This is a genomic window from Lapidilactobacillus luobeiensis, assembly GCF_024345205.1.
In the GTDB taxonomy this organism is placed as follows: domain Bacteria; phylum Bacillota; class Bacilli; order Lactobacillales; family Lactobacillaceae; genus Lapidilactobacillus; species Lapidilactobacillus luobeiensis.
The window spans coordinates 91,540-117,334 of the sequence record NZ_BROC01000002.1; the positions used below are offsets into that span (position 1 = coordinate 91,540).

At 48.3% G+C, this 25,795-nt stretch carries 25 protein-coding genes and 1 other annotated feature; of the genes, 24 read left to right on the forward strand and 1 reads right to left on the reverse strand.

Translation table 11 applies throughout. The features are described from left to right. The first annotated feature begins 59 nt into the window (after positions 1-59). From OCU21_RS01430 to thiT, 16 genes are all read left to right on the forward strand, one after another. On the forward strand, positions 60-1,217 hold the full coding sequence (locus tag OCU21_RS01430; protein WP_261805713.1) for a cysteine desulfurase family protein: 1,158 nt from the start codon (positions 60-62) through the stop codon (positions 1,215-1,217). Between the two features lie 14 nt (positions 1,218-1,231). After that, positions 1,232-2,449 carry a tRNA uracil 4-sulfurtransferase ThiI gene (gene thiI / locus OCU21_RS01435; protein ID WP_261805714.1) on the forward strand — a complete coding sequence of 406 codons (1,218 nt, stop codon included), beginning with the start codon at positions 1,232-1,234 and terminating at the stop codon, positions 2,447-2,449. Between the two features lie 218 nt (positions 2,450-2,667). Next, on the forward strand, positions 2,668-3,324 hold the full coding sequence (locus OCU21_RS01440) for a redox-sensing transcriptional repressor Rex (RefSeq protein ID WP_261805715.1): 657 nt from the start codon (positions 2,668-2,670) through the stop codon (positions 3,322-3,324). Between the two features lie 163 nt (positions 3,325-3,487). Beyond that, positions 3,488-3,690: a binding site (T-box leader), on the forward strand. 50 nt (positions 3,691-3,740) lie between these two features. Further along, positions 3,741-6,383, forward strand: a complete 2,643-nt coding sequence (locus OCU21_RS01445) for a valine--tRNA ligase (RefSeq protein ID WP_261805716.1) — start codon at positions 3,741-3,743, stop codon at positions 6,381-6,383. A gap of 65 nt (positions 6,384-6,448) precedes the next feature. Continuing rightward, positions 6,449-7,765 (forward strand): bifunctional folylpolyglutamate synthase/dihydrofolate synthase, encoded by a 1,317-nt coding sequence (locus OCU21_RS01450; protein ID WP_261805717.1) that lies wholly within the window; start codon positions 6,449-6,451, stop codon positions 7,763-7,765. Between the two features lie 72 nt (positions 7,766-7,837). After that, on the forward strand, positions 7,838-8,545 hold the full coding sequence (gene radC / locus OCU21_RS01455) for a RadC family protein (RefSeq protein ID WP_261805718.1): 708 nt from the start codon (positions 7,838-7,840) through the stop codon (positions 8,543-8,545). Between the two features lie 311 nt (positions 8,546-8,856). Continuing rightward, entirely contained in the window at positions 8,857-9,858 is a 1,002-nt protein-coding gene (locus OCU21_RS01460; protein WP_261805719.1) for a rod shape-determining protein, read from the forward strand. A 48-nt stretch (positions 9,859-9,906) separates the two neighbouring features. Beyond that, positions 9,907-10,767, forward strand: coding sequence for a rod shape-determining protein MreC (mreC, locus tag OCU21_RS01465; RefSeq protein WP_261805720.1), 861 nt, complete (start codon positions 9,907-9,909; stop codon positions 10,765-10,767). Further along, positions 10,760-11,305, forward strand: coding sequence for a rod shape-determining protein MreD (mreD, locus tag OCU21_RS01470; protein WP_261805721.1), 546 nt, complete (start codon positions 10,760-10,762; stop codon positions 11,303-11,305). The genes mreC and mreD overlap by 8 nt, the downstream gene beginning before the upstream one ends. A 4-nt stretch (positions 11,306-11,309) precedes the next feature. Beyond that, the gene (locus OCU21_RS01475; RefSeq protein WP_261805722.1) at positions 11,310-11,972 is read left to right on the forward strand and encodes a septum site-determining protein MinC; all 663 of its coding nucleotides are present in this window, start codon (positions 11,310-11,312) and stop codon (positions 11,970-11,972) included. Beyond that, positions 11,972-12,793: a septum site-determining protein MinD gene (gene minD, locus OCU21_RS01480; RefSeq protein ID WP_261805723.1), complete on the forward strand. Its 822-nt coding sequence runs from the start codon at positions 11,972-11,974 to the stop codon at positions 12,791-12,793. Before OCU21_RS01475 ends, minD begins: the two co-directional genes overlap by 1 nt. Positions 12,794-13,440: 647 nt before the next feature. Then, entirely contained in the window at positions 13,441-14,088 is a 648-nt protein-coding gene (locus OCU21_RS01485) for an amino acid ABC transporter permease (RefSeq protein WP_261805724.1), read from the forward strand. Between the two features lie 12 nt (positions 14,089-14,100). Then, the gene (locus tag OCU21_RS01490) at positions 14,101-14,739 is read left to right on the forward strand and encodes an amino acid ABC transporter ATP-binding protein (RefSeq protein ID WP_261805725.1); all 639 of its coding nucleotides are present in this window, start codon (positions 14,101-14,103) and stop codon (positions 14,737-14,739) included. Positions 14,740-14,755: 16 nt separating this feature from the next. Next, positions 14,756-15,574: an amino acid ABC transporter substrate-binding protein gene (locus tag OCU21_RS01495; RefSeq protein WP_261805726.1), complete on the forward strand. Its 819-nt coding sequence runs from the start codon at positions 14,756-14,758 to the stop codon at positions 15,572-15,574. Between the two features lie 38 nt (positions 15,575-15,612). Next, a complete protein-coding gene (locus OCU21_RS01500; protein ID WP_261805796.1) occupies positions 15,613-16,239 on the forward strand; it encodes a sugar O-acetyltransferase in 627 nt (208 codons plus the stop codon). Positions 16,240-16,587: 348 nt separating this feature from the next. Beyond that, positions 16,588-17,160: an energy-coupled thiamine transporter ThiT gene (gene thiT, locus OCU21_RS01505; RefSeq protein WP_261805727.1), complete on the forward strand. Its 573-nt coding sequence runs from the start codon at positions 16,588-16,590 to the stop codon at positions 17,158-17,160. Positions 17,161-17,462: 302 nt separating this feature from the next. Here the strand turns inward: thiT and OCU21_RS01510 are convergent, their stop codons facing one another. Next, positions 17,463-17,585, reverse strand: coding sequence for a DUF4044 domain-containing protein (locus OCU21_RS01510; RefSeq protein WP_261805728.1), 123 nt, complete (start codon positions 17,583-17,585; stop codon positions 17,463-17,465). A gap of 88 nt (positions 17,586-17,673) precedes the next feature. Here OCU21_RS01510 and OCU21_RS01515 point away from each other — a divergent pair, with 88 nt between their 5' ends. From OCU21_RS01515 to murG, 8 genes are all read left to right on the forward strand, one after another. Beyond that, a complete protein-coding gene (locus OCU21_RS01515) occupies positions 17,674-18,033 on the forward strand; it encodes a DUF3397 family protein (protein ID WP_261805729.1) in 360 nt (119 codons plus the stop codon). A 194-nt stretch (positions 18,034-18,227) separates the two neighbouring features. Next, a complete protein-coding gene (mraZ, locus tag OCU21_RS01520; RefSeq protein ID WP_261805730.1) occupies positions 18,228-18,659 on the forward strand; it encodes a division/cell wall cluster transcriptional repressor MraZ in 432 nt (143 codons plus the stop codon). A gap of 29 nt (positions 18,660-18,688) precedes the next feature. Beyond that, complete coding sequence (gene rsmH, locus OCU21_RS01525; RefSeq protein WP_261805731.1) at positions 18,689-19,636, forward strand: 16S rRNA (cytosine(1402)-N(4))-methyltransferase RsmH; 948 nt, start codon at positions 18,689-18,691, stop codon at positions 19,634-19,636. Positions 19,637-19,686: 50 nt separating this feature from the next. Beyond that, positions 19,687-20,058: a cell division protein FtsL gene (ftsL, locus tag OCU21_RS01530; protein WP_261805732.1), complete on the forward strand. Its 372-nt coding sequence runs from the start codon at positions 19,687-19,689 to the stop codon at positions 20,056-20,058. Beyond that, the gene (locus OCU21_RS01535; RefSeq protein ID WP_261805733.1) at positions 20,055-22,226 is read left to right on the forward strand and encodes a penicillin-binding protein; all 2,172 of its coding nucleotides are present in this window, start codon (positions 20,055-20,057) and stop codon (positions 22,224-22,226) included. Before ftsL ends, OCU21_RS01535 begins: the two co-directional genes overlap by 4 nt. 14 nt (positions 22,227-22,240) lie before the next feature. Then, positions 22,241-23,206 (forward strand): phospho-N-acetylmuramoyl-pentapeptide-transferase, encoded by a 966-nt coding sequence (gene mraY, locus OCU21_RS01540; RefSeq protein ID WP_261805734.1) that lies wholly within the window; start codon positions 22,241-22,243, stop codon positions 23,204-23,206. 72 nt (positions 23,207-23,278) lie between these two features. Further along, positions 23,279-24,664 carry a UDP-N-acetylmuramoyl-L-alanine--D-glutamate ligase gene (murD, locus tag OCU21_RS01545; protein ID WP_261805735.1) on the forward strand — a complete coding sequence of 462 codons (1,386 nt, stop codon included), beginning with the start codon at positions 23,279-23,281 and terminating at the stop codon, positions 24,662-24,664. Next, positions 24,661-25,764 (forward strand): undecaprenyldiphospho-muramoylpentapeptide beta-N-acetylglucosaminyltransferase, encoded by a 1,104-nt coding sequence (murG, locus tag OCU21_RS01550; RefSeq protein WP_261805736.1) that lies wholly within the window; start codon positions 24,661-24,663, stop codon positions 25,762-25,764. Before murD ends, murG begins: the two co-directional genes overlap by 4 nt. Positions 25,765-25,795 lie beyond the last annotated feature (31 nt).

Here is a 25,795-nt window from a genome sequence, read left to right on the forward strand (position 1 = left end):
CGCATGTGCGCGTAATTGGCCTGCTTGGTGTGTTTTCTTTATTAAAAGGAGATCAGATTTTGATATATTTTGACAATAGCGCAACGACAAAGATCGATCCAACCGTTCTGGCGACTTATCAAACCGTTTCCGAACAGTTCTGGGGCAATCCTTCTAGCTTGCATCATTTGGGTGATCAGGCTTTACAGATGGTGCAATCAGCCAGACAGCAGATCGCGACCTTGATCAAACGGCAACCGGATGAAATTTTCTTTACTAGCGGTGGAACGGAAGGCGACAACTGGATCGTTAAAGGCACTGCGCTGGCCAAGCGCGACTTTGGCCGCCATTTGATCGTTTCTAGTATCGAACATCCAGCGGTGCTCAACGCGGCTGCCGCGCTAGAAAAACTAGGTTGGTCCGTGACCTATCTGCCTGTCGATCATCAAGGCTATGTTCGTCCTGACGACGTTCGGCGTGCCTTGCGGGAAGACACAGTGCTGGTTTCAGTGATGGCGGTGAACAATGAGATCGGCACGGTCCAACCGATCCAAGAGATCGCTGATATTTTGGCGGATCGACCGACGATCCATTTTCATGTTGACGCTGTTCAAGCGGTCGGCAAAGGTTTGTTTGACCAAGTTTTACCAGCGCGCGTTGATTTTGCGACTTTTTCCGCACATAAATTCCATGGTCCCCGTGGAGTCGGCTTTATTTATGCGAAGCGCGGCCGGGTCTTGACCAATCTGATCGATGGCGGTGGACAAGAGCAGAATCATCGCAGTGGCACTGAGAATACGCCGGGGATCGCGGCGATGAGTAAGGCGTTACGTCTAGCGCTATCTGACGAATCTGCTAAAGTCCGCCATGAGCAAGCGATGCGGCAAAAATTACTTGATTTTCTTAGTTCGCTTGCGGATATCACGATTTTTTCGCCACGCACCACGCCAGCTGCGCCACACATTTTGTGTTTTGCGCTTAGTGGGGTCCGCGGGGAGACGATGGTCCATGCTCTAGAGGAACGGGAAATTTATCTTTCGACGACCAGCGCTTGTTCATCACGCTCTGGCGTTGAATCTGGCACGCTCAAGGCAATGCAAGTTCCCGAAAGGTTGGCGACCAGCGCAGTTCGAATCAGTTTAGATGCGCAAAATACAGATGCGGAAGTCACTCGATTCATTCAAATTTTCCCTGAGGTCTATCAACGGTTTCAACGAATGAATGGTCGCAGTCATTAAGGAAGGATACTGATATGCAATATACAGAAATCACAGTTCGTTATGGCGAACTCTCAACGAAAGGTAAGAATCGCCGCGAGTTTATTGGGCGACTCAATGGTAATGTCACTAAAACATTACGGGAATTTCCAGATTTGAAAATTTACCCCAAGCGGGATCGGATGCACATTGCCTTGAATGGCACTGATTCTGACGCGGTCATGGCTAAGTTGGGTCAGGTTTTTGGGATCCAGAATTTTTCTCCTAGTATTACGATCCCTAAAGACGTCGAGTTGTTGAAACAAACGGCTTTGGCGATGATGCGAGAACATTTGCCAGCCGCTAAAACGTTTAAGATCAATACACGGCGTTCCGATCATAATTTTGAATATGATACCAATCAATTGAACCTATTGTTAGGCGACTATATCTATGATCAATTACCGGAATTGAAAGCGCAGATGAAATATCCTGATGTGACTTTGCGAGTGGAAGTTCGCCGCGATGGGATCTATCTATCCTCACAGACGATCAAAGGCGCCGGCGGATTGCCAGTGGGTACTGCTGGCAAAGCGATGTTGATGCTGTCTGGCGGGATCGATTCACCAGTCGCCGGTTATTTAGCAATGAAACGTGGCGTGGCGATCGAAATGGTCCACTTCTTTAGCCCACCGTACACTTCAGAGCGGGCGCTGGCAAAGGCCAAAGCGTTGACTGCAAAGTTAGCGCCTTATGTCGGGACGATCAGTTTTATCGAAGTGCCTTTTACAGAGATCCAAGAGGAAGTCAAACGGTCTGTGCCCGAAGGTTATTTGATGACGGTCCAGCGGCGCTTCATGTTGCGCTTGGCGGCGGCTTTGGCTGAGCAACGGTCGGCTTTGGCGATCTTTAATGGTGAATCCGTGGGCCAGGTGGCCTCGCAGACCCTAGAGAGCATGGTCGCGATCAATGATGTGACCACTTTGCCTGTGATCCGGCCCGTGGCAACGATGGATAAGAACGAGATCATTAAAATCGCCGAGGAGATCGATACCTTCGATTTGTCGATCTTACCGTTCGAAGATTGTTGCACGATCTTCGCGCCACCACGTCCGAAAACGAAACCACGTTTGGATAAAGCCCGTTATTATGAAGCGCAATTAGATGGGGCTACCTTGATGGCTCGCGCTTTAGCCGGCATCAAGATCACGGAGATCCACAGCCATGATGACTTTTTACAGACCGACCAAGATCAGATCCAATCGATTTTATAATCACGCTCAGACCGACCCCTTAACCGGTGGTCGGTTTTTTTGAATATCCTTATCTGCCTTTGTGGCGACACGCGTAGTAGTGAAGATCGGGGCGGCCATTTGTTTGACCGTTTACCGAAAATTTAGGGCAAAACTTTTTTGTTAACGCTTGCACGAACTTTCTTTTTTTGGTATGCTTAGACTAATGTGACGAGCTTAACAAAACGGAGCGAATGATGATGACTAATCAGATAACGACTAAGATCCCGCGGATGACTTTATCGCGGCTACCGCTTTATTATCGAACTCTCTGCAACTTGGCGGATGAGGGGACCCGGCGGATCAAATCCGCGGAATTAGGGGCAGCGACGCAGGTCGAACCAACGACGATCCGGCGAGATTTTTCTTATTTCGGTGAATTAGGTCGTAGTGGTTATGGCTATGATGTGGCTCACCTGATCCGTATTTTTGGTGAGATCCTAGAGGTAGATGAACCACAATATTTGGCGCTGGTGGGCGTCGGTAATTTGGGTCGGGCCCTTTTAAAAAATAATTTTCGTCGTAATCCTAATATGGCGATCATTTGTGCCTTTGATGCTGACCCTAATCTTGTGGGACAAGAGATCAACCAAGTGATCGTCCAGCCAATGACAGAACTAGGAGCGACGATCGCTAGCTTACAGATCAATACGGCGATCTCGACAGTCCCCAGTCATTCTTTGCAGCAAGTTGCCGCAAAGCTAGTTGATAACGGGATTCGCTCGATTTTAAGTTTTGCGCCGGAACCAGTTATTTTGCCAGAATTTGTTAATATGCGGTACTTGGATCTGACTTCGGAAGTTTTGAATCTTCTATTGCTGTCTGAGCACGGTAAATTGGCAGCGGCCAAATCTTAAGTGGGCTATTAGTTATTGGAGCAGCGTCGGCGTGAGCGGTCGGCTAGGCCAGGTTTTGAATCCAGTAAATCAGTAATGATGATTTTAAAAAAGAGATATCTGCAGTCGCATCGATTCTAACGCTTGGACTTGACCATTTCTTATTTTTGGGCTAATATTTAAACCAATGACATTGAACAAGAGCGGTACTGATCGGCTGGTCAGTGAGGGAATGTTAAGTGTGAAATTCCCCCAGACAGTCAGTAGCGGTAGCTTGGGAGTTGCGCAAGTGAAGCAGTAGTTTGCGTCGGTAGCAGCCGTTATTGCATTGAGTTGGAGCAGCGATGCTCAATTTAGGTGGTACCGCGATCAGAAATCGTCCTATTTTTTTAGGACGATTTTTTTATTGGCGGGATCTAGTTGAAGGAGCGGATGACATGGCAACAGAAATGGCACCGAAATATGATCCGAAAAGCGTTGAAACGGGTCGTTATCAAGAATGGTTAGATGAAAAAGTTTTTAAACCTAGTGGGGATAAAAAGGCGAAACCTTATTCGATCGTGATCCCACCTCCCAATGTGACTGGGAAGTTGCACTTGGGTCATGCTTGGGATACAGCCTTACAGGATATGATCATTCGCCAAAAGCGGATGCAAGGTTTTGATACCTTGTGGTTGCCTGGGATGGATCACGCGGGTATCGCGACCCAAGCCAAAGTTGAGGCCAAGTTACGGGCGCAGGGACAAGATCGTCACCAATTAGGCCGTGAGAAGTTTGTTGAGCAGGTCTGGGCTTGGAAAGACGAATATGCAGCCACGATCAAGGCGCAATGGGCCAAGTTGGGGCTGTCTTTAGATTACGATCGGGAGCGGTTCACCTTGGATGATGGCTTATCCGAGGCGGTCCGGACCGTTTTTGTCAAAATGTATCAAAAGGGCCTGATCTATCGCGGCGAATACATCATCAACTGGGACCCGCAATTGGAAACAGCGTTGTCGGATATTGAAGTGCTCCACCAAGATGATGAGGGCGGCTTTTATCATGTGCGCTATCCCTTAGCTGATGGTTCTGGTGACATCGAGATCGCCACGACCCGGCCGGAAACAATGCTGGGTGACACGGCGATCGCGGTTCATCCCGGCGATCCCCGTTATGCCAAGCTGGTGGGCAAAATGGTCAAATTACCGTTGACTGATCGCCAGATCCCGATCATCGAAGACCATTATGTGGACATCGACTTTGGGACTGGCGCCGTCAAAATCACGCCCGCCCATGACCCCAACGATTTCGAGGTCGGCAATCGTCATGATCTGGAACGGATCAATATTATGAATGATAATGGCACGATGAATGAACGGGCCGGCAAATACGCGGGAATGGATCGTTTCGCCGCCCGCAAAGCGATCGTCGCTGATTTGCAAGCGCAAGGCTATTTACTGCGCGTGGAGAAGATCGTCCACAGTGTAGGTCATTCGGAACGATCTGGGGTCCAAGTTGAGCCGCGGCTGTCGACGCAATGGTTCGTCAAAATGAAACCCTTGGCTGAAATGGCCTTGAAGAATCAGGCTACCGCTGACAAAATCAATTTCGTACCGGAACGTTTTGAGAAGACCTTTACCCAATGGATGGAAAACATCCATGACTGGGTGATTTCCCGGCAATTATGGTGGGGTCATCGCATTCCCGCTTGGTACCGCAACGACACTGGCGAAGTTTATGTGGGGATGACCGCGCCCGCAGATGCGGAAAATTGGCACCAAGAGACCGACGTCTTGGACACTTGGTTCTCCAGCGCTCTGTGGCCATTCTCCACGATGGGTTGGCCCAACACTGACAGCGCTGACTATCAACGTTACTTCCCAACCGACACTTTAGTGACCGGCTATGATATTATTCCATTCTGGGTTTCGCGGATGATTTTCCAAAGCCTGGAATTCACGGGTAAACGGCCGTTTGAAAACGCCTTGATCCACGGCTTGATCCGAGACGAACAGGGTCGGAAGATGAGTAAATCATTGGGGAATGGGATCGACCCCATGGACGTGATCGAGAAGTACGGTGCCGACGCGTTGCGCTGGTTCTTGTCCACAGGCTCGACACCAGGACAAGACACCCGTTTCAGCTATACTAAAATGGATTCCGCGTGGAACTTCATCAACAAGATCTGGAACGCCAGTCGGTTTGTCATCATGAATTTAGGTGATACGACCACCAGCAGCGTGATTCGTGACCGTGATCGCTTCGATTTGTCGGATCGATGGATCTTCAGTCGCTTGAACGAAACGATCGGCTCGGTGACGCGCCTGAATGATCAGTTCGAGTTTGGTGAGTCCGGTCGCTTACTGTACAACTTTATTTGGAATGACTTCTGTGACTGGTATATCGAAATGAGTAAAGCGGTGCTCAATGGCGATGACGAAAGTGCTAAACGTTATAAGCGGCAGAATTTGCTATATGTGCTGGATCAAATTTTACGTTTGATGCATCCGATCATGCCTTTTGTGACGGAGAAGATCTGGTTAAGCATGCCTCATCAAGGCCGCTCATTGACGGTGGCGCACTATCCTGAATATAGTGCGGACCTTAACGATGTTGTCGCGGTGGAACAAATGACTGGGTTGATCGACGTGATCCGCGGTGTGCGGGGGATCAGAGCGGAAGCTAACGCGCCGATCTCCAAGCCGGTGGAGATTCTCTTACGTACAAAAACCCGAACGATCGAAGAAACTTTGCAAGGTAATTTGGAGTTCATCGAACGCTTCTTAAATCCGACGGCACTGGAGATCGGGCCACACGTTAAAGCACCGAAGTTGGCAATGTCCCAAGTGACTAGCGAAGTAGAGATCTTTGTACCATTGGCGGAGCTGATCGATCTTGATCAGGAGATCAAACGCTTAGGAAAAGAAGCGGACCGCTTAGATCAAGAAGTGGTTCGGATCGATCGGAAATTGGGCAATGAAAAGTTTGTTGCTAAGGCACCGACAGATGTTGTTGACGAGCAACGGTCTAAACGGGTCGATTATCTCAGCCAGCGTGAGGCAGTCAAGCAGCGGATCGCGGAATTGCGCGCTAATCAGTAGATCGCGGCCAAGCATCTTTAAGGTACGGTCAGATCAAGGATAACGGTGAGAAAGGAGTGAGGATCATGGTAACGATCGCTGAAGTATTGGCTTTTCTGCATAGTCGGCCAAGGTTGCATCGCAGTGATAAATTAGACCTGATGCGTCAAGCCTTGCGGTTATTTGATGATCCCCAAGACAAGTTCGCAACGATCCACGTGACGGGGACCAATGGTAAGGGCACGACTTGTCATTTGATCAGTTCACTATTGGTAGCGCAGGGCTATCATGTGGGATTGTTTACGTCACCTTTCGTTTTGCGTTTCAATGAACGGATCCAAATCGATGATCAGCAGATCCCTGATGCGGAGCTGATCAAACTGGTGACTCGTCTGCGGCCGATCTTACAACAGGCTCACTTAGAATTGACAGAGTTTGAATGGGTCACTTTGTTGATGTTCTGCTATTTTGCCGATCAAAAAGTCGATGTTGGCGTGATCGAAGTGGGTATCGGCGGCGCCCATGATCGGACCAATGTGATCAATGCCAGTGTTGGCGTGATCACTTCGATCGGGTTAGATCATGAAGATCTGATCGGACCGACGCTGCAAGATATCGCTGAGGAAAAAGCGGGGATCATCAAGGCCAAGCAAACGGTTTTTCTGGGAAAATTACCTGCGGAAACGCAGACGATCATGGCCCGACGCGTTGCCCAAGAACAGGCGTTGAGTTATCAAGAGGGTCAAGATCTGATCACGGAGAAAGTCCGCTGGTCCCAGCAAGGTGTTCGCTTTGATTGGTCGTGGTCAGGAGCCACACCGGTCCATTTGCGGCAATTACAATTGCCGGCTTGGAGTCAGTGGCAGTTGCAGGCTTGTAGTTTAGCTTTGGGTGCTACGGCGGCTTGGCTTGCGCAACACCACGATCATCTGGACAGTAAACGAGTCCGTCAAGTTTTGGCCGACTTTCATGTGCCTGGACGCTTGGAACTGCTTAGTCAGGAACCGCTGATCGTGCTTGATGGCGCCCACAATATCGCGGCGATCCAAGCGTTGATCAAGACGATCCAGCGAACTTTTCCGGGGCAGCCAGTCTATTTGACGATCGCGATGATGGCAGATAAAGATATTCATGAAGTTGCTGCGCTTTTAGCAAAAACATCGTGGCAGATCACGTGGACGACACTTGCTCACAATCCACGCGCAGCGGATCAGGCGCGTTTGGCTACGCAATTACCTGGTGATTTTAATTACGCGCCGGATTGGCAGACAGCCTTTCAAAATGCGTTGCATGATTCAGGTGGAACTGGGGTGTTCTTGTTCGCAGGGTCTTTTTACCTGATCAGCGAAGTACGTCAGTTTTTCTTGCCCGAGGCTAGTCGTTCACAGAATGGCCATGATTGATGATTTTTACCATAAACAATAAGGTAAACTAAAGCACTCTTTCGTATTTAAAAGACGAGAGGGTGATTTTTTATGACAAAAGAAGTGAATGTATTATTAAAAAGTGAACGTCGCAGCGATGATGTGATCGCGTTGCGACCGCGGGAAACAGTTTGCCAGCATGGCGTCGGGGCGGCAACGGATCAAGAATTACTCCAGATCATTTTGCGGACGGGCACAGCAAAATGTAGTACGTCCGAGCTAGCTAGTCTTTTATTACATCATTTTGGCAACTTGGCTTTTTTGTCACGCGCGGGCTTGACTGAATTGACGCAATTTTCGGGTATCGGGCCGACAAAAGCGGTCGAATTGCAGGCGGCTTTTGAATTAGGTCGCCGCTCATTACGCCAAATGCAATTGCGCCAAGGGGTCGTTGTTTCCTCACGGTTATTAGGTCAGCAAATGGTCAAGAAATTTCGCGGTTGTCAACAGGAACAATTGGTCGTGGTTTATTTGGATACAAAAAATCAGGTGATCCAAGAACGAATCGTTTTTACGGGGGGATTGAATAGTTCGGTGGCCCATCCTCGTGAAATCTATCATTATGCGGTGCTACTCTCAGCTGCGCGATTGATTTGCCTACACAATCATCCCAGTGGGCAACTGACGCCCTCAAGCCATGATCTGGCGTTTTCCAAACGATTGGTTCAATGTGGCGAATTGATGGGGATCGATTGTTTGGATCATTTGATCATCGGTCATGATAATTATTTGTCGTTACGCGAAGAAAATTTGCTTTGAAATAGGTGTTTGTTTTCTGAATTGCTGCTCGAGGTCAACCTGTTGTGCCTAACTACGCAATTGTTCCGAAAGCAAGGAGCACTTTCAAAACAATTGCTAGGTTAATGCTCAGGAGCAATGCAGGTCAGTTCGCACTTTCTGTCATTTCCTGTTAGAATAGGACTTGCTAAGTAGTTTATTTTGGTCTAGGTCAGCGTACCGAATCAAACGGTGACCATTTCTTTAAGATTTCTTAGTGGATACTTTTTAACGTTTTGCCATTATGGTATAATTCCAATTAGTATAAACTTGGAATTTAAGGAGAGAAAACATTGCTAGGATTCGGTGCGAAGAATATTGGTATTGATTTAGGTACTGCCAATACGTTAGTTTATAGTGAAGGAAAAGGCATTGTCCTTAATGAACCTTCTGTCGTTGCAAAAAACTCGAAAACCGGCGAGATCATTGCGGTCGGTTCTGAAGCGCGTGATATGATTGGCCGAACTCCTGCAAGTATTGTAGCGATTCGGCCCATGAAAGATGGGGTCATTGCTGATTATGATACGACTGCGGCGATGATGAAATATTTTATCGAGAAAACAGTTGGTGGTGGCAAACCTTATGTGATGGTTTGTGTGCCTAGCGGTGTGACCGAAGTTGAAAAACGTGCGGTCATCGATGCGACCCGCGTGGCTGGTGCTCGTGAAGCTTACGTGATCGAAGAACCGTTCGCGGCGGCAGTCGGTGCTGGCCTCCCGATCATGGATCCAACCGGGAGCATGGTCGTTGATATTGGTGGTGGGACTACCGACGTGGCGACGATCTCCTTAGGTGGGATCGTCTCCTCACGGTCGATCCGGATGGCTGGAGATAAGATCGATGAATCGATCACGTCGTACATTCGCCAGCACTTCAACTTGTTGATCGGCGAACGGACTTCGGAGCAAGTCAAGATCCAAATCGGTTCGGCATCGGTCGATAAGGCTGCTGATCTTGAGGATATGACGATCCGCGGTCGTGATCTGATCACTGGTTTGCCTAAGACGATCGAGGTTTCGGCGACAGACATCGCCCATGCGATCCAAGAAGTGATCGAAGCGATCATTGCCGCGATCAAGGAGACCTTGGAAGAGACCTCGCCGGAAATCGCTGCTGACGTCATTGATCACGGGATCGTTTTGACTGGCGGCGGCGCGTTATTAAAGAACCTGCCTGAAGTGATCTCAGATGCCACTAAAGTTCCGGTGTTCATCGCCCAAGACCCGCTTGATTGTGTGGCCATCGGTACTGGGGAATCCCTCAAGAGTATTGAAGTCATGAAACGGAAACATTAAAATCCGAAAATGCGGGCGTGCCCGCTTTTTTGATTTGTGGAGGATTTAATGAATAAGTTTTTTTCCAATAAAAAATTGATCATTGTGATGGTCACCTTAATCGCCGTTTTTGGCTTGCTCTCTGTCTCCATTGGCCTGCGCGACAACCGTAAGGCGCCAGTATTTGTGCAACGCTTTGGCAACGACGCTTTGGGGATCGTCGGTCGAGTGATCACCGCGCCTGTCAATGGCGTGCGTAATGTCAGCGCGAATATCCAGGATCTGTTCAATACTTATGATGAGAACAAGGCCTTGAAAGCGCAGATCCAAGATCTGGCGGAGACCAAAGTTGAGAACCAAACTTTAAAGAATGAAAATCGCGCCTTGAAAAAGCAACTTAAATTGAATGCGACTTTAACTGATTACACGCAGATCAGCGCGGCGGTCATGAGTCGCTCTCCAGTCAATTGGCAAAACTATCTATTGATCAATCGGGGTTCTGCCGCTGGCTTGAAAAAAAATATGCCGGTCATGAGTGGTTCCGGGTTGATCGGGCGTATTGTTGAAGTCAATCAAACCAATGCTAAAGTTGAATTGATCTCTAGCGACAACAGTTCCAGTAATCGTTTCGCCGCCGAAGTCAGTATTGATGGTGGTACGCCAGTCAGTGGTTTGATCACTGGTTATGATACGGAAACGGCTACTTTAAAAATGGGTCGTTTGGTCACGGCTGATAAAGTCAAGAAGGGGCAAAAAGTCGTGACTTCGGGGCTAGGCGGGCTCACACCGGCTGGTCTATTGATCGGGACTGTGGTCAAAGTCAAAGATGATGATTATGGCTTGGCGAGCACGATCTATGTCAAACCGGCGGCTAACCTGAATAATTTCACTGTGGTTACAGTGATCGATCGGGGGATCGACGATGACTAATATGAAAGTCGAGAAATTTCAGCATCGTTGGTTGCTTCCGGTAGTTATTTTGCTAGGGTTTTTCATAGACGGTAGCTTAGCGCTGGCTTTTTCAAACTTTTTCTATGATAATAATCTCCAAATGGCCCCGCAGTTGTTTTTGATGGCACTGGTGGTCTGTACTTTCGCGATGCCTTCATCAAATTTGCTTTTTTGGTACGCTTTAGTCGGTGGCCTCGCCTATGATTTGTTTTATACGGGGTTGATCGGACTTTATACGTTGATCGGCCCTTTGACCTATTTATTGACGAAGGCGTTATTGGCGTATTTTGGTAAGCAACCGATCTATCAGTTGGGAACTTTTGTGATCGCGGTTTTTATCGGTCAAGTGATCCTCTACTTTTTAGCGGATTTCTTCAATTTAGCAACGGTGTCTTTGGGCGGTTTTATCAGTGATGCGTTGGCGCCAACGATCCTGCTCAATGTCGTTTTATTTGCGATATTTTTTGTTCCAGCGCGCTGGCTTTTACAATTTATCCACCAAAAACGGGGGAGGTAAGCACATGGAAAATGTTTTTTTAAGAGGGCGTAACGATGGCTACGAGATCGAGATCCCGGCGGAGCGGAATTTTGAAGCGAGTTTGCAAGAACTGGCGACATTATTAGAAAAGGTTCGGGCCGAAGATCAAAGCACTCGGGAGATCCATTTCAAAGTGCGGACGGGGCAACGGATCTTGACCGCCGATCAGCGTCAGCGTTTAAACGATCTAGTTGGTCGTTTTGACCATTTTCAAATCTTGGAAGTGACCGCTGATGTCATGGATCAGCAGACAGTCGCAGCGTTGCTTAAAACTAAGGCGTTCCATTTCGTGCCTCAGGTCATTCGTAGTGGGCAAGAAGTTTTTTATGAGGGCGATGTGGTCTTATTGGGGAGCGTTCATCAAGGCGCGACTTTGATGGCGTCACGTAATATCTATGTGGTCGGTAATGTGCAGGGGATCCTCCACGCGGGTTTTCCCGATAATAGTGACGCGATCATCGCTGGTGATCTGAAACAAGCGGCTCAATTGCGGATCAGTGATCTGGTCGAGATCGTGGCGGATCGGCCGGAGATCTCCGGGCAACAATTCAGTTATATCAATGACTTACATAATTTGGCGACGGCTAAATTGACGGATCTGAAGAAAATCAAGCCTAAACTATTCCAGCAATTGGAGGAACAGTAATGGGAACAGCTTTAGTGATCACATCAGGTAAAGGCGGCGTTGGCAAAACAACAACGACAGCTAATATTGGGACCTCCTTGGCGCTTTTGGGAAAGAAGGTCTGTTTAGTTGACTTGGATCTAGGTCTGCGAAATCTTGATGTGGTCCTAGGTCTGGAAAATCGCATCATTTTTACGATCGTTGATGTGGTCCAAGGACGGGCGAGTCTGAAACAGGCGCTGATCAAGGATGAACGTTTGCCGGACAAGTTGTTTTTATTACCAGCGGCACAAAGTTCGGATAAAAACGCCTTGACACCACAAGCCGTTCGCGAGATCGTCACGCAATTGAAGGCAAGTTTTGATTTCGTCTTGTTGGATTGTCCTGCCGGGATCGAGCAAGGCTTTGAGAACGCAGTCGCTGGCGCTGATGGCGCGATTTTGGTGACCACACCTGAAAATGCGGCGGTCAGTGATGCGGATCGGATCGTTGGAATCCTTGAGGCACATCATTTGGAGTTTGGGCCACGGCTGATCATTAACCGGATCCGCAAAAATCTGATGAATCAGGGCGACATGATGAGCATCGAAGCGATCACTGATCATCTTTCGGTACCGCTACTGGGGATCGTTTTTGATGATGATGCAGTGATCGCCACTGCTAATGCGGGAACGCCAGTGACGCTGACCCCAGATAACCCGGCGAGCCAAGGCTATCGGAATATTGCACGACGAATGTTAGGCGATAGTGTGCCGCTAATGACTTTACAGGAAGAAACGCCGGAACCAGCAATAGCGCCGGAAGCGCCCAAGGGTTTTTGGGCGCGTTTATTCCATCGTTGATTAGGCCAGCGACTTTCGCGGACCGGGCTTTGCCAAAAAAGATAGTTTGATTCAAAAAAAGCTTGACAAGTTTACTAAATGTGATTAGTATGAATGAATAATTAATAGATTCTAAGCAAATAATTGTCCCGGTGACTACCGCTACGTTAAGAGAACTCCTGGTCGGTGTGAAGGAGAGGTAAGTGGTCATGCACAACAATTCTGCGATCGATGTCAGTTTTACCTAGGTAATCCAAAGTCGACCCGGTTCGCCGCCGTTATTGGTTCAGTTCAAGGACTGAATGAGCCATTCGTTGTAAAGCGAATGGAAACCAGAGGTGGGACCGTGTTGATCAACGCCCTCTAGACTAGCAATAGTTTAGAGGGCGTTTTTTGTATTCAAAGAGTGTGAGCCGACCTGGGCAGCTTCTGAGCATTAGCCTAGCAATTGTTTTGAAAGCTGGGCTTTGCTTTCGGAACAATTGCGTAGCTAAGCGGAAGAAGCTAGGTCGGCGAACACGTTTCAAAAGAGTGCGGGCCGACCTGAATAGCTCCCGAGCATTAACCTAGACAGGATTTTGGAGGCGATCCATGCCTCATGAAGCCTGGCGTAGTTAAGCGGAAGGAGCTGGGTTAGCGAACACATTTAAAAAAGGAGTGGAGTAAGTATGAGTTGGCAATATTTAAGTGAGATTTTTCCGGCGTTATTGAAGGGGACAAAGGTAACTTTGAGTATTTTCGGGTTGACCTTATTACTGGCGATCCCGCTGGGTCTGTTGGTTAGTTTAGGATTGCGGTCGCGGTTCAAGCCTTTGCGGGGTCTACTTGATTTCTATGTTTGGTTGATGCGCGGGACGCCTTTACTGCTCCAACTGATTTTTGTTTTCTACGGGTTACCACTGATCCATTTGGTTTTGGAGCGTTACGCGGCGGCTTTGTTCGCCTTTGTTTTGAACTATGCCGCCTATTTCGCGGAGATCTTCCGTGGGGGATTGCAGAGCGTTGATCAGGGGCAAGTCGAAGCGGCCCAGATGTTGCGCTTGAATAGTCGGCAGACGTTCCGCTATATTATTTTGCCGCAAGTCAATAAAAAAGTGATCCCGGCGATCGGCAATGAGGTGATCAACCTAGTCAAGGATTCCTCACTGGTCTATGTGATCGGTTTAGGTGATCTGCTGCGAGCCGGTAATATCGCCATGGCCCGCGATGTGACGTTAGTGCCTTTACTAGCCGTCGCCGTGATCTATCTGACTTTGACCGCCGTGCTGACCTGGGCGTTGCGTCGAGCGGAGAAACATTACGCGTATTACGAATAGGAGGAACGTCACATGTTAACATTAAAGGGTATCACTAAGAAAATGGGCGCCCGCACGATCATCGATCAAGTATCTTTAGCTGTTGAGGAGGGGCAGACCCTTTGTATCGTTGGTCCTAGTGGTGCGGGCAAGACGACCTTGTTGCGCGTGATCGCTGGTTTGACCCCGTTTGATCAGGGGACGATCGAACTTGATGGTCAGCGCTTTGTACCTGTCCGCGATAATTTGAAGCGGGGCCTGATCGGCGTTGTTTTTCAAGACTTTCGCCTGTTTCCTCACTTAACGACTTTAGAAAACGTTGCCTTAGCACCACGTTTGGTCTTAAATCAAACCGGAGCGGCGGCTGACCAGCAAGCGCAGAAATTATTGCAGCAACTCGATCTCAGCCAACAAGCGGCGCAATATCCGTTTCAATTGTCGGGGGGCCAGAAACAACGGGTAGGGATCGCCCGAGCCTTAGCGTTACGACCGCGGATCTTGTGTTATGATGAGCCGACTTCGGCCCTTGACCCTAATTTACGCGATAGTGTGCGCGATTTGATTTTGCAGTTGAAGGCATCGGGGATGACCCAGATCGTTGTGACCCATGATCTAGCGTTCGCGCGCCAGATCGCCGATCAAACTTATCAATTAGCGCCATATCAGGTTTGATCAAGGAGGGAAAATTATGCGTTTGAAGAAATCATTGCTATTAATGGGGCTGCTGTTAGGATCAGTGCTCAGCCTAAGTGGTTGTAGTTCCGTTCGTGATCTCAACGCCGTCGATCAGGCTGGCAGTACCCTGATCATTGGGTTAGACGACACCTTCGTGCCAATGGGTTTTCAGAAAAAAGATGGTAGTTTGGCCGGGTTCGACATTGATCTGGCTAAGGCTGTTGGGCGCGAATTGGATCAAAAAATAGCGTTTCAAGCGATCGACTGGAACATGAAAGAAACTGAATTGAAGAATGGCACGATCGATTTGATCTGGAACGGTTATACAAAAACCAAGCAACGGGAAAAAGAAGTGGCGTTTTCAGATCCATACTTACGTAATCAACAGGTTTTGGTGACAGAAAGAGCGGCGGGAATCAAGACTTTTACGGCGATGAAAGATAAGAAAGTCGGGGTCCAAAATGGTTCCTCAGGCCAAACCCTGTTCGATGGTCAGCCTCAAGTTTTGAAGAACATCGTCGCTGATCATAGCGCCGTGCTTTATGAGAATTTCAATACGGCTTTTTTGGATTTGCAGGCCGGACGGATTCAAGGTATAGTCGGAGATAGTATCTATGCTGGTTATTATATTCGCCAGCAAAAAGATCCTAATCAATATCGGATCATCAGTGGTGGTTATCCGGCTGAGACTTTTGCGATCGGATTACGTCAATCCGATACTAAATTACGGCAACGGCTCAATGCAGCCCTGGCTAAACTAAGCCGGAACGGCACGATCAGTCGTTTGAGCGAGAAATGGTTCAAACAAGATCTGGCCATCAAAATCGATTGACCGCTGTGATGAATCAGACAGGAGTTTAAAAAGTGACGATGGATTTAACGGAAATCAAACGCCGAATGGCCAGCGGGGAGCTTTATCTTTGTGAAGACCCGCAGCTGCTTGCGGAACAGGCGGTTTGTCTGGACCAGTTGTTTCAATATAATCAGTTACCACCGAGCCGGCGGACTGAAAAAGCCGCTTTGTTACAACAGATGTTTGCCCATTTTGGTTCAACAAGTTACCTTGAGACCCCTTTTCATGCCAATTGGGGTGGTAAGTATGTAACGGTCGGCGAGCATGTCTATGCCAACTTTAATTTGACCTTGGTCGATGATGCTCCGATCACGATCGAAGACTATGTGTTATTGGGGCCCAATGTGGTCCTTTGCTCCGGGACCCATCCGATCGACCCTAGTTTACGGCGCGACCAGTTACAATATAACGGGGCGATCCATTTAGGCGAGAATGTCTGGTTAGGCGCCAATACGGTTGTTTTACCAGGAGTCACGATCGGTGCGAACACGGTGGTCGGCGCAGGTAGCGTGGTAACCAAGGATCTACCTGCTGATGTGGTTGCGGTGGGAAGTCCTTGTCGAGTTCTGCGGGCGATCACCGCAGCGGATCGGCAGAAATTCCCCGGTACCATCGCTGACACTGAATGTGTTGAGAAACCGTGACCCGTTGTGCTGTGCACTTTGACCGAAACGTGCTGCGCGAGCCTGCTTGTTGCGCTTAGCTACACAATTGTTCCGGAAGTAAGGTGCACTTCCAAAACAATTGTTAGGCTAATGCTCACAAGCAACCCGGCTCGCTCCGCACTTTGATTCTTGACAATGGCTGGGAAAACCGTTTTAATAATAAAGTAACTAAAAATCGAATATGCCATCACAAAGGGGAGCTTCAATTAGCTGAGAGTGATTTCGGATCAGACCCTTGAACCTGTTGTGTCAGTACACGCGTAGGAATTGTGATGGAGTGAAAACTCCACTTTGTTGATGGTCATGTCTCGAAGGAGGAGTTTTTTTATGCAACAAAATGAACGGCTCAAAACAATGGTCGAAGGGGCGATCTTTGCTGGCTTAGCAATGGCTTTGACCTATGTCCCCCATGATCTGGGTGTTTCTTCGATCCAACTTGCCTATGGGCTGATCCCAATCGCGATTTATTGTTACCGCCGCGGTGTTGTTCCTGGGATGATCGCTGGCTTGATCTGGGGGCTTTTAGACATGTGGCTGCGTGGTAGTGGTTCCTTGCTCCACCCGATCCAGATCATTTTGGATTATCCTGTCCCCTTTGCGCTGGCTGGCTTGATCGGTGTAGTCAAACCGCAAGTTGATCGCGCCCTCAAAAATGATCAACGAAAAATGGCGGTGGCTTGGGCCTTTCTAGGCTTTTTGATCGGGGATCTCGCTAAATACACCGTTCATTACATTTCTGGCGTTTTCTTCTGGGGGTCATATGCGCCTAAGGGGCAATCAGCTTGGGTCTATTCCTTGGTGATCAACGGCGGTAGTTTTATTGCCAACGCGATCCTTGGGTTGGTCGTGATCTGGTTGCTGATCGGGTTGATCCCACAATTGGTTCAGCGTAATCTTTAGGGTCGCTTGATCTAGGGCAGACCGATCGATCGCTATGAGCGGATCATCAGGCATCATCAAAAAAACGACTGCTCATTTGCCCGCCATTATGGCTGGCGCGATGAGCAGTCGTTTTATTTTTTCGATCAGGATTGTGGCGCGGCTAAGGGAAAGATCATTGCGCCGGCAAAATATCGCTGACGGCAACCATCGGGACTATTCTTGAAGAAAAGCGCTCTTAGTTCCAGCGAGACAGGCGGGATTCGAATTATACTGCGAAAAAATCGATTTTGCGGTAAAATGAAACCAATGATCCCGCTGGCCTAAAAGATCCCTAATGAGCTGATCGCACCGAAGACGGCACCGGCAAGTGTAATGATGATCATCAACCAAACAAAAACTTTGGTGATTTTGCTAAACGTACTCGTCTTTTTCTTTTCTTTCAAATCGACACCCCATTTGCTAACATATTAACGTTATTCTACCTAAAAACGCTGCAAAATTCAATGACTGTTTATCGAAAGGACCGCTTTAATGACTGCAAAGCTTGCTATGACCTTAGGCTTGACCCTACCTTGGATCGCCGTTATCCTCGGTTTACTGATAATGATCCTCTTGCGCCGCTGGGGCGATCATCGTTTGCGCTTTTATTTTTTGTTGCCACCAGTATTGACCATTGCCACGGAATTATTGGCGGAAAGTATCAAGATCCCGCGGACTTGGGCGTATAGTTTGATCGCTGTATGTACCTGGGCGTTACTTTATGCGGTTTATTTGGTTTATGTTAAAAACGATTTGGTTTTACGCGAATTTTTCAGTAAGCTCTGGGACTTTTATTTGGTGATCGCCTTGATTTGGTATGGGTTCATTTTGATCTGGGTATCGAGTCATTAAGCGAGGAATGGCACGGTTTATGAAACCGGTTTCTGAATAAATTATTAAAAAACGGTTACGAAGTGCCGGATAACTTGCTAAGCCCTTGATAATAGGGCTTTTTTTGTGCTCATAAAAATGTGGGGGATTGGTGGATCCAGGTGGTTAATAGTGGGGGAATGTGGTAAACTTTAAGAAAGATCGGGGGTGAAGCAATGTTGATGGGTGAATTTCATCATAACTTGGATACCAAAGGGCGCGTGATCATGCCTGCAAAATTCCGGGCTGAATTAGGCGACGCTTTTGTTTTGACCCGCGGCATGGATGGCTGTCTGTTTGGTTATCCAATGGCGAAGTGGCAAATTCTTGAGGCCAAACTGGATCAGTTGCCCCTGACCAAAAAAGACGCTCGCTCGTTTGTCCGCTTTTTCTATGCGGCGGCGACAGAGCAAGAGTTTGATAAACAAGGTCGGATCAACATTGCTAAACCTCTGCTGGCTTACGCGCAGTTGTCCAAGAATTGTGTGATCGTTGGTGTTTCTGATCGGATCGAGATTTGGGACGAAGCGCGTTGGACGACCTTTAATGAACAAGCAAGCGAAAACTTCGATGAGATCTCAGAGAACTTAATGGATTTTGACCTATAAAAAAGTCGATCGACAATAGGAGGAAGATCGTGTTTAAACATCAAACTGTTTTATTGCGGGAGACCGTCACGGGCGTTGCGCCGCATGATCAAGGCATCTATGTCGATGCGACTTTTGGTGGTGGTGGTCATACCCGGGAATTGCTGAGTCGGTTTCATGGTGGCCGCGTTTTTGCTTTCGATCAAGACGAAATGGCGCTAGCAAATGGGCAAGAACTCTTGAAGACAGATCCCACTTTTCAAGAGCCAGAGCGGGTCACCTTGATCCATGCGAATTTTCGGCAAATGCAAGCGGCTCTGGTACAGTATGGGATCACTCACGTTGACGGGATCCTCTACGATCTGGGGGTCTCATCACCACAATTAGATTTAGGCCAACGGGGTTTTAGTTACAAACAAACGGCGCCCTTGGATATGCGGATGGATCAGAGTCAGGAATTGACCGCGGCGATCGTGATCAATCAATGGCCCTATCAGGATCTGGTTCGGGTGATCAGTCGTTACGGCGATGAAAAGTTTGCCAAACCGATCGCCCGGGCGATCGAACGTGAGCGGGCATTGGCGCCGATCACCACTACGACTCAATTGGCCGAATTGGTCAAAAACGCGATCCCTGCGGCTACTCGACGAACAGGTGGCCATCCCGCTAAACGTACTTTTCAGGCGATCCGGATCGCTGTTAATGACGAATTAGGGGCATTGACGGATAGCCTTGAGCAGGCGATCGCATTATTGGATCTCCATGGTCGTCTGAGTGTGATCACGTTCCAATCTTTAGAAGATCGCATCGTTAAACAAACCATGAAAAAATATGCGGAGGTCGAGTTACCAGCAGGGTTGCCTGTGATCCCACCGGAATTACAGCCAACTTTGAAATTAGTCAATCGGAAACCGATCGTGCCACAGCAAGAAGAACTCGCGGCCAATCATCGTGCCCACAGCGCCCGTTTACGGATCGCCGAAAGGGTCCGCTTTTAAAGCGTGAAACTGATCATCTCGTTGAAATAAAAACATTGGGGTTTTAAAAAATGAATGATAATACAGTTAAAAAATTACAACCAGAAGTAATGCCCAGCGCCACTCCGACCATCGAAACGCCTGTTAGTGCGCCAGAATCCTCGCACAAAGTTCGTTTCTCGATTTTGGAGCGGTTATTGGCTGTGTGCGCTTGTGCCGCGGTCTTGAGCTTGATGATCTTTCTAGTCCACACTAGTGTGGGGATCGCTAGCAACCAGCGTCAGTTGCAAGATATCCAAACTAAGATCAGTCAAGTTAAAACCAGCAGTGTTGATCTGCAACAGGAGATCGGGGAACTGGGGAGTTCTGATCGCTTAGCAGCTTACGCCAAGAAGAATGGGCTGAGCTTCAATGATGCCAATGTTAGGAATATGACCAAATGAGTGGGCGGGGACAACGACATTCGAATAGTAGGAGAACGAAAAATAATCGAGTGGTGATCGGGTTGGTCTTGATCGCGTTGATGACAGTCGTTCTCCTGCTTTTTGTTATCCGTTTTGGTTATATTGCTGGTAGTGGGCATGTGGGCCAAGTCGATCTGACGCAGCGCACGCAAAAGAAATATAGTCAAAACCAAGTGATCAAAGCGCGACGCGGGACGATCTATGATATTAACGGTAATGTCGTTGCGGAAGATTCAAACGTCTACACGATCTACGCGGTCTTAGACCAAAGTCAAGTCACCACAGCAGGGCGGCCACTCTACGTCAAGGATAAGGCCAAAACAGCCCAGGTACTCAGTAAATATCTTAAATTGACCACAGAACAATTGCAGCAATATCTAAGCAAGGACGGTTTTCAAGTTGAATTTGGTTCGGCAGGTCGCAATTTAAGTTTAGACGTGAAACAAAAGATCGAAGCGGAGAAATTGCCGGGGATCGATTTCACAGAAACGCCATCACGACTGTATCCCAATGGGACTTTCGCGTCACATATCGTTGGTTTGGCTCAGCTAAAAACGACTACCGACCAAAAAGATAAGCAGAGCACGCAACAATTGACCGGTCTGATCGGAATCGAAAAATATTTCAATCAGCAATTGACTGGGACCAACGGCCGGCAAGTCGCTAAATTGAATAGTTATGGTTATCAGTTACCAGGGACTAAGCGGGTCACCAAAAAGGCTCAAGATGGCGCCGATGTTTATTTGACGTTGGACTCGCGGCTACAAAGTTATTTGGAGCAATTGATGCAGGATGCTCAAGATAAATACAAACCGACCGAACTCAACGCGATTTTGATGAATGCCAAAACTGGCGAGATCGTTGCTGCCTCACAACGTCCCACCTTCAATGCGGCTACAAAACAGGGGTTGACCGCGCAATGGCGGGATAGTCTGGTTGAAGACACCTATGAACCCGGGTCAGTTTTCAAGGTTCTTTTGTTAGCGGCGGCGATCGATGCTGGCAAATATACGCCGAATGCGACTTATCGCTCAGGCGCGGTCACGGTTGGCGGGGCGACGATCCATGACTGGAATATCAATGGGTGGGGCACGATCCCTTACTCACAAGTGATCCCCCGTTCAAGTAACACTGGTGCCGTCCACATCGAGCAATTATTAGGCGCCGATCTGTGGGAGCAATATTTGACGAAGTTCCGCGTCGGTCAAAAAACGGGGATCCTTTTACCGAACGAGGCCAGTGGTAATTTACAAGTCAATACTGCCTTAGACCGGGCAATCACTTCTTTTGGTCAGGCTGTCAATGTGACTGCGGTCCAGATGATGACTTATCTCAGCGCGATCGCCAATCAAGGCCAGATGTTACAGCCACAGATCGTTAGCAAATTGGTTGATAATCAAGGTAAAGTCACGCGCTATCAAAAAAAAGTCTTGGGTACACCGATCAGCGCAGACACGGCAAAACAAGTGATCGCGGCGATGAAAGAGGTCGTTACCGCAGATTATGGGACCGGTCACGCTTACCAGATCGCTGGGTACGAGAATCAAATCGCGGTCAAAACAGGGACGGCTCAGATCGCCAGTAGCAAGGGTGGTTACTTGACCGGCAGCAATGATTATATTTACTCGGTAGCGGGGATCGCGCCGGCGGATGATCCAGAATATATTCTTTATGTGACCGCTAAACAGCCCGATACTACCAAAGCGGCAGCGGAAACGATTTTATCGGAGATCTTCAATCCGCTGATGAAACGCGCGCTGAAATATCGCACCACAAGCGCTGATATTGATGAAAATTCGATCACGATGGGCAAGTTGACTGGGATGGCCACCGAAACCGCGATCAAAAACGCTCAGGATCAAGGTCTGACCGTTACTAAAGTGGGCAATGGTTCGAAGATCGTTCAGCAGTTACCAGTGGCTGGCGCCAAGGTGATCGCCAAGCAACGGGTGGTGCTTCTGACCGAGGGAGCGATGACCATGCCAAATGTAGTTGGCTGGTCTAAAAATGATGTGTTAAAATTAGCAGAGATAACTGGTGGCGACTTTAAGTTTGCCGGTGATGGTTACGTCACTAGTCAGAGTCTGAAAGCCGGGGCGGTGATCACCGCCGGCCAACAGATCGTTATCAAATTGGCAGAGCCATAATAGGAAGAGAGTAAATGATGATATTTCCATTGCTTAGCGCGCTCAGTGCATTCGCATTGACCGTCTTGTTCTTACCCATGTTTATTCACTATCAGCGCGATCACGATGAGGGCCAACAAATTCGTGGTGAGGGGCCGAAATGGCACATGAAGAAAACCGGCACGCCAATTATGGGTGGCTTGGTTTTTCTTAGTGCGATCATTATCGTCGTGTTAGTGGGCGCAGCCATGACCCATCAGTTGCAGACGCAAGTTTGGTTATTTGTACTGGTGATCGTGCTTTATGGCGCGATCGGTTTTGCGGACGATGGTATCAAACTGCTAAAAAAGCGGAACATGGGTTTAACGGCCTGGCAGAAATTATTAGCGCAGATCTTGACCGCGATCATTTTCGTTTGGATCTATTTGAGTGATCGGCCAGAACAAGGTCTGGCTTTTCCCGGGATCGGGGTCAGTCACTCGGTGATCGTCTTTGCGTTATTCGTCGGTGTTTGGCTAGTCGGCTTTTCCAATGCGGTCAACTTAACTGATGGGTTAGATGGTTTGGTCGGCGGCTTAGGTGTGATTGCTTATTTCACTTATGGACTGATTGCTTTCCATGAAAACCAAATGTCTCTTGGGGTGATCTGTTACGCTGTGGCGGGCGCGTTAGTTGGTTTTCTTTTGTTCAATCACTTACCGGCACAGATCTTTATGGGTGATGTTGGTTCCTTGGCCTTAGGCGGCGGCTTGGCCGTGATCTCGATCCTGTTACAGCGACCTTGGTCATTATTGCTGATCGGGCTAGTGTTCGTTTTGGAAACGGCCTCGGTGATCTTGCAAGTCGGTTCCTTTAAGCTACGCGGCAAACGGATCTTCAAGATGACCCCGATCCATCACCATTTTGAAATGAGTGGCTGGTCTGAGCGCAAGGTCGTTTTGGTGTTTTGGGCCGTCGGTTTATTAAGCGCCGGTGCTTATTTATTGTTTTTTGTTTTTTAATACGGCAAAGTATGATTTGACCGTTTAGTTTTAGGTAATGATTGAGTTGGAATGAGAAGGGTCTCGATTAATATGAAAGAAATCACCACGTATCAAAATAAGAAAATACTTGTTCTAGGTCTGGCCAAAAGCGGACTGCACGCCGCTTTATTGCTCCACAAATTAGGCGCCTTCGTGACAGTGAACGATCGGCAACCTCTAGATGAAAGTCCCCATGCCCAACAGTTGGTCGAGGCTGGGATCCGGGTCATTTCTGGTTCTCATCCGGTGGAACTTTTGGATGAGGATTTCAGCTTGATGGTCAAAAATCCCGGGATCCCTTATACGAACCCGATGGTCCAACGAGCTCAGGAATTACATTTGCCGATCATTACTGAGCCAGAACTAGCTTATGAGATCTTGTCAGGTGAATTGATCGGGATCACCGGTTCAAACGGGAAGACGACGACAACGACTTTGATCGAATTGATGTTGAATCAGGATCAGACGACAACGAAGGCTTTTGTCGCCGGTAATATTGGGATCCCCGCGACAGAAGTGGCCCAGAAGATCACACCTGATCAGACGATGGTTACAGAATTGTCCAGCTTTCAACTTTTAGGGATCACCTCGTTACGCCCACATATCGCTGTCTTGACTAATATTTACGAGGCCCATTTAGATTATCATGGCAATCGGCATAATTACGTGGAAGCTAAAATGAATCTGATCAAAAATCAGACTGCTACTGATTATTTTGTTGTCAATTGGGACAGTAATGAATGGCAACGACTTAGCCAACGGACCAAGGGACAAGTGGTTCCTTTCTCGCGGTTAGGTAAAAGCAAGGCCGGGAGCTATGTTCAAGATGGGCAGATCTATTTCCGCGGGGAAGTGATCTGTCCAGTAGCGATCATCAAGATCCCGGGACAACACAATGTTGAAAACGCGTTAGCGGCGGTCGCAGTCGCTAAACTAAAAGGGGTCAGCAATCAGGCGATCCGAGAGGTGTTACGTACTTTCGCCGGCGTTAGACATCGGATCCAATTTGTTGAGGAATGGCAAGGTCGGCGTTTCTATAATGATTCTAAGGCGACTAATATCGAAGCGACCACGGTGGCCTTACAAAGCTTTGACCAACCCTTGGTCTTGATCGCTGGCGGCCTGGATCGTGGTTTCACCTTTGAAGCGTTAGCGCCATTGATGCGTCAGCATGTGCGGGCGTTGGTTCTTTATGGAAAAACGTCTGATTTGATGAAGGCCGCTGGTACGGCAGCGGGGATCAAAGAGATCGTGCAAGTGTCTGATCTGGTCGCGGCCACTAAACAGGCTGTGGCGTTATCACGACCTAATGAAGTGGTTTTGTTATCGCCAGCAGCAGCTAGCTGGGATCAGTTCAAGACTTTTGAGCAACGCGGCGATCTTTTCATTAAGACTGTGACGCAACTTACCGGAAAAACAGAGGAGACAGAAGCATGAGATTAATGATTTCCGGTGGTGGCACTGGTGGACATATTTATCCAGCGCTGGCTTTGATCCAACGGCTTCAGGAACGACATTTGTTAGATGAAGTCCTTTATGTTGGCACCGCCAATGGTCTAGAAGCCAGCATCGTGACGAAAGCGGGGATCCCTTTTGAAACGATCGAGATCCAAGGCTTTCGGCGCAAATTGACTTTAGATAATTTTCAGACGATCACGAAGTTTCGGCGCAGCTTAAGTCGCGCGAAAGCATTGATCAAGGAGTTTCAACCAGATATCGTTGTCGGGACCGGCGGCTATGTTTGCGCGCCGGTGGTTTATGTGGCCAGTCGCATGCATATCCCGACTGTGATCCATGAACAAAATTCGATTGCAGGTTTATCCAATAAATTCTTAGGTCATTATGTCGATCGAATCGCCTATGTTTTCCCAGAAGCGGCCCATCAGTTCTCTGAGAAAAAGAAATTGGTCAAAACAGGCAATCCACGCGCTCAGGCAGTCGCCAACTTACAGCCGCAGGGACTATTAGCCGGATTAGGCTTGCGGACGGATCTGCAGACCTTGTTGATCGTTGGCGGCAGTCGCGGCGCGGAACCTTTGAATAAGGCTGCTGTGGCGGCGATCCCGGAGTTCTCGGAAAAATCATATCAACTCCTTTTTGTGACAGGGCGTGCGCTTTTCAATGACGTCAACGATCAAGTGGGACCCTTGACTGAAAAAACCAATATCAAGATCGTACCTTACTTGGACAATTTGAGTGATATCTTACCGGAGATCTCGGTTTTATGTGGGCGAAGTGGCGCGACGACGTTAGCTGAAGTCACCGCTTTAGGGATCCCTTCGATCTTAGTACCTAGTCCCTATGTCACGCATGATCATCAAAATCATAATGCCAGCTATCTTGTTGACCAGCAGGCGGCGTTATTATTGCCCGAGGTCGAATTGAATGGTCGCTCTTTGGTCGCCACGGCCGACCATATTTTATTGGATTCGGAAGAGTGGCAACAAATGCATCAAGCTGCGTTAAGAATGGCGACGCCAGATGCGGCGGATCGTTTGATCGAGGTCATGCTAGATCTGATCAGCGCCAAACGCTGATTCGATCATAAGTAAGTCAAATTGATGATCA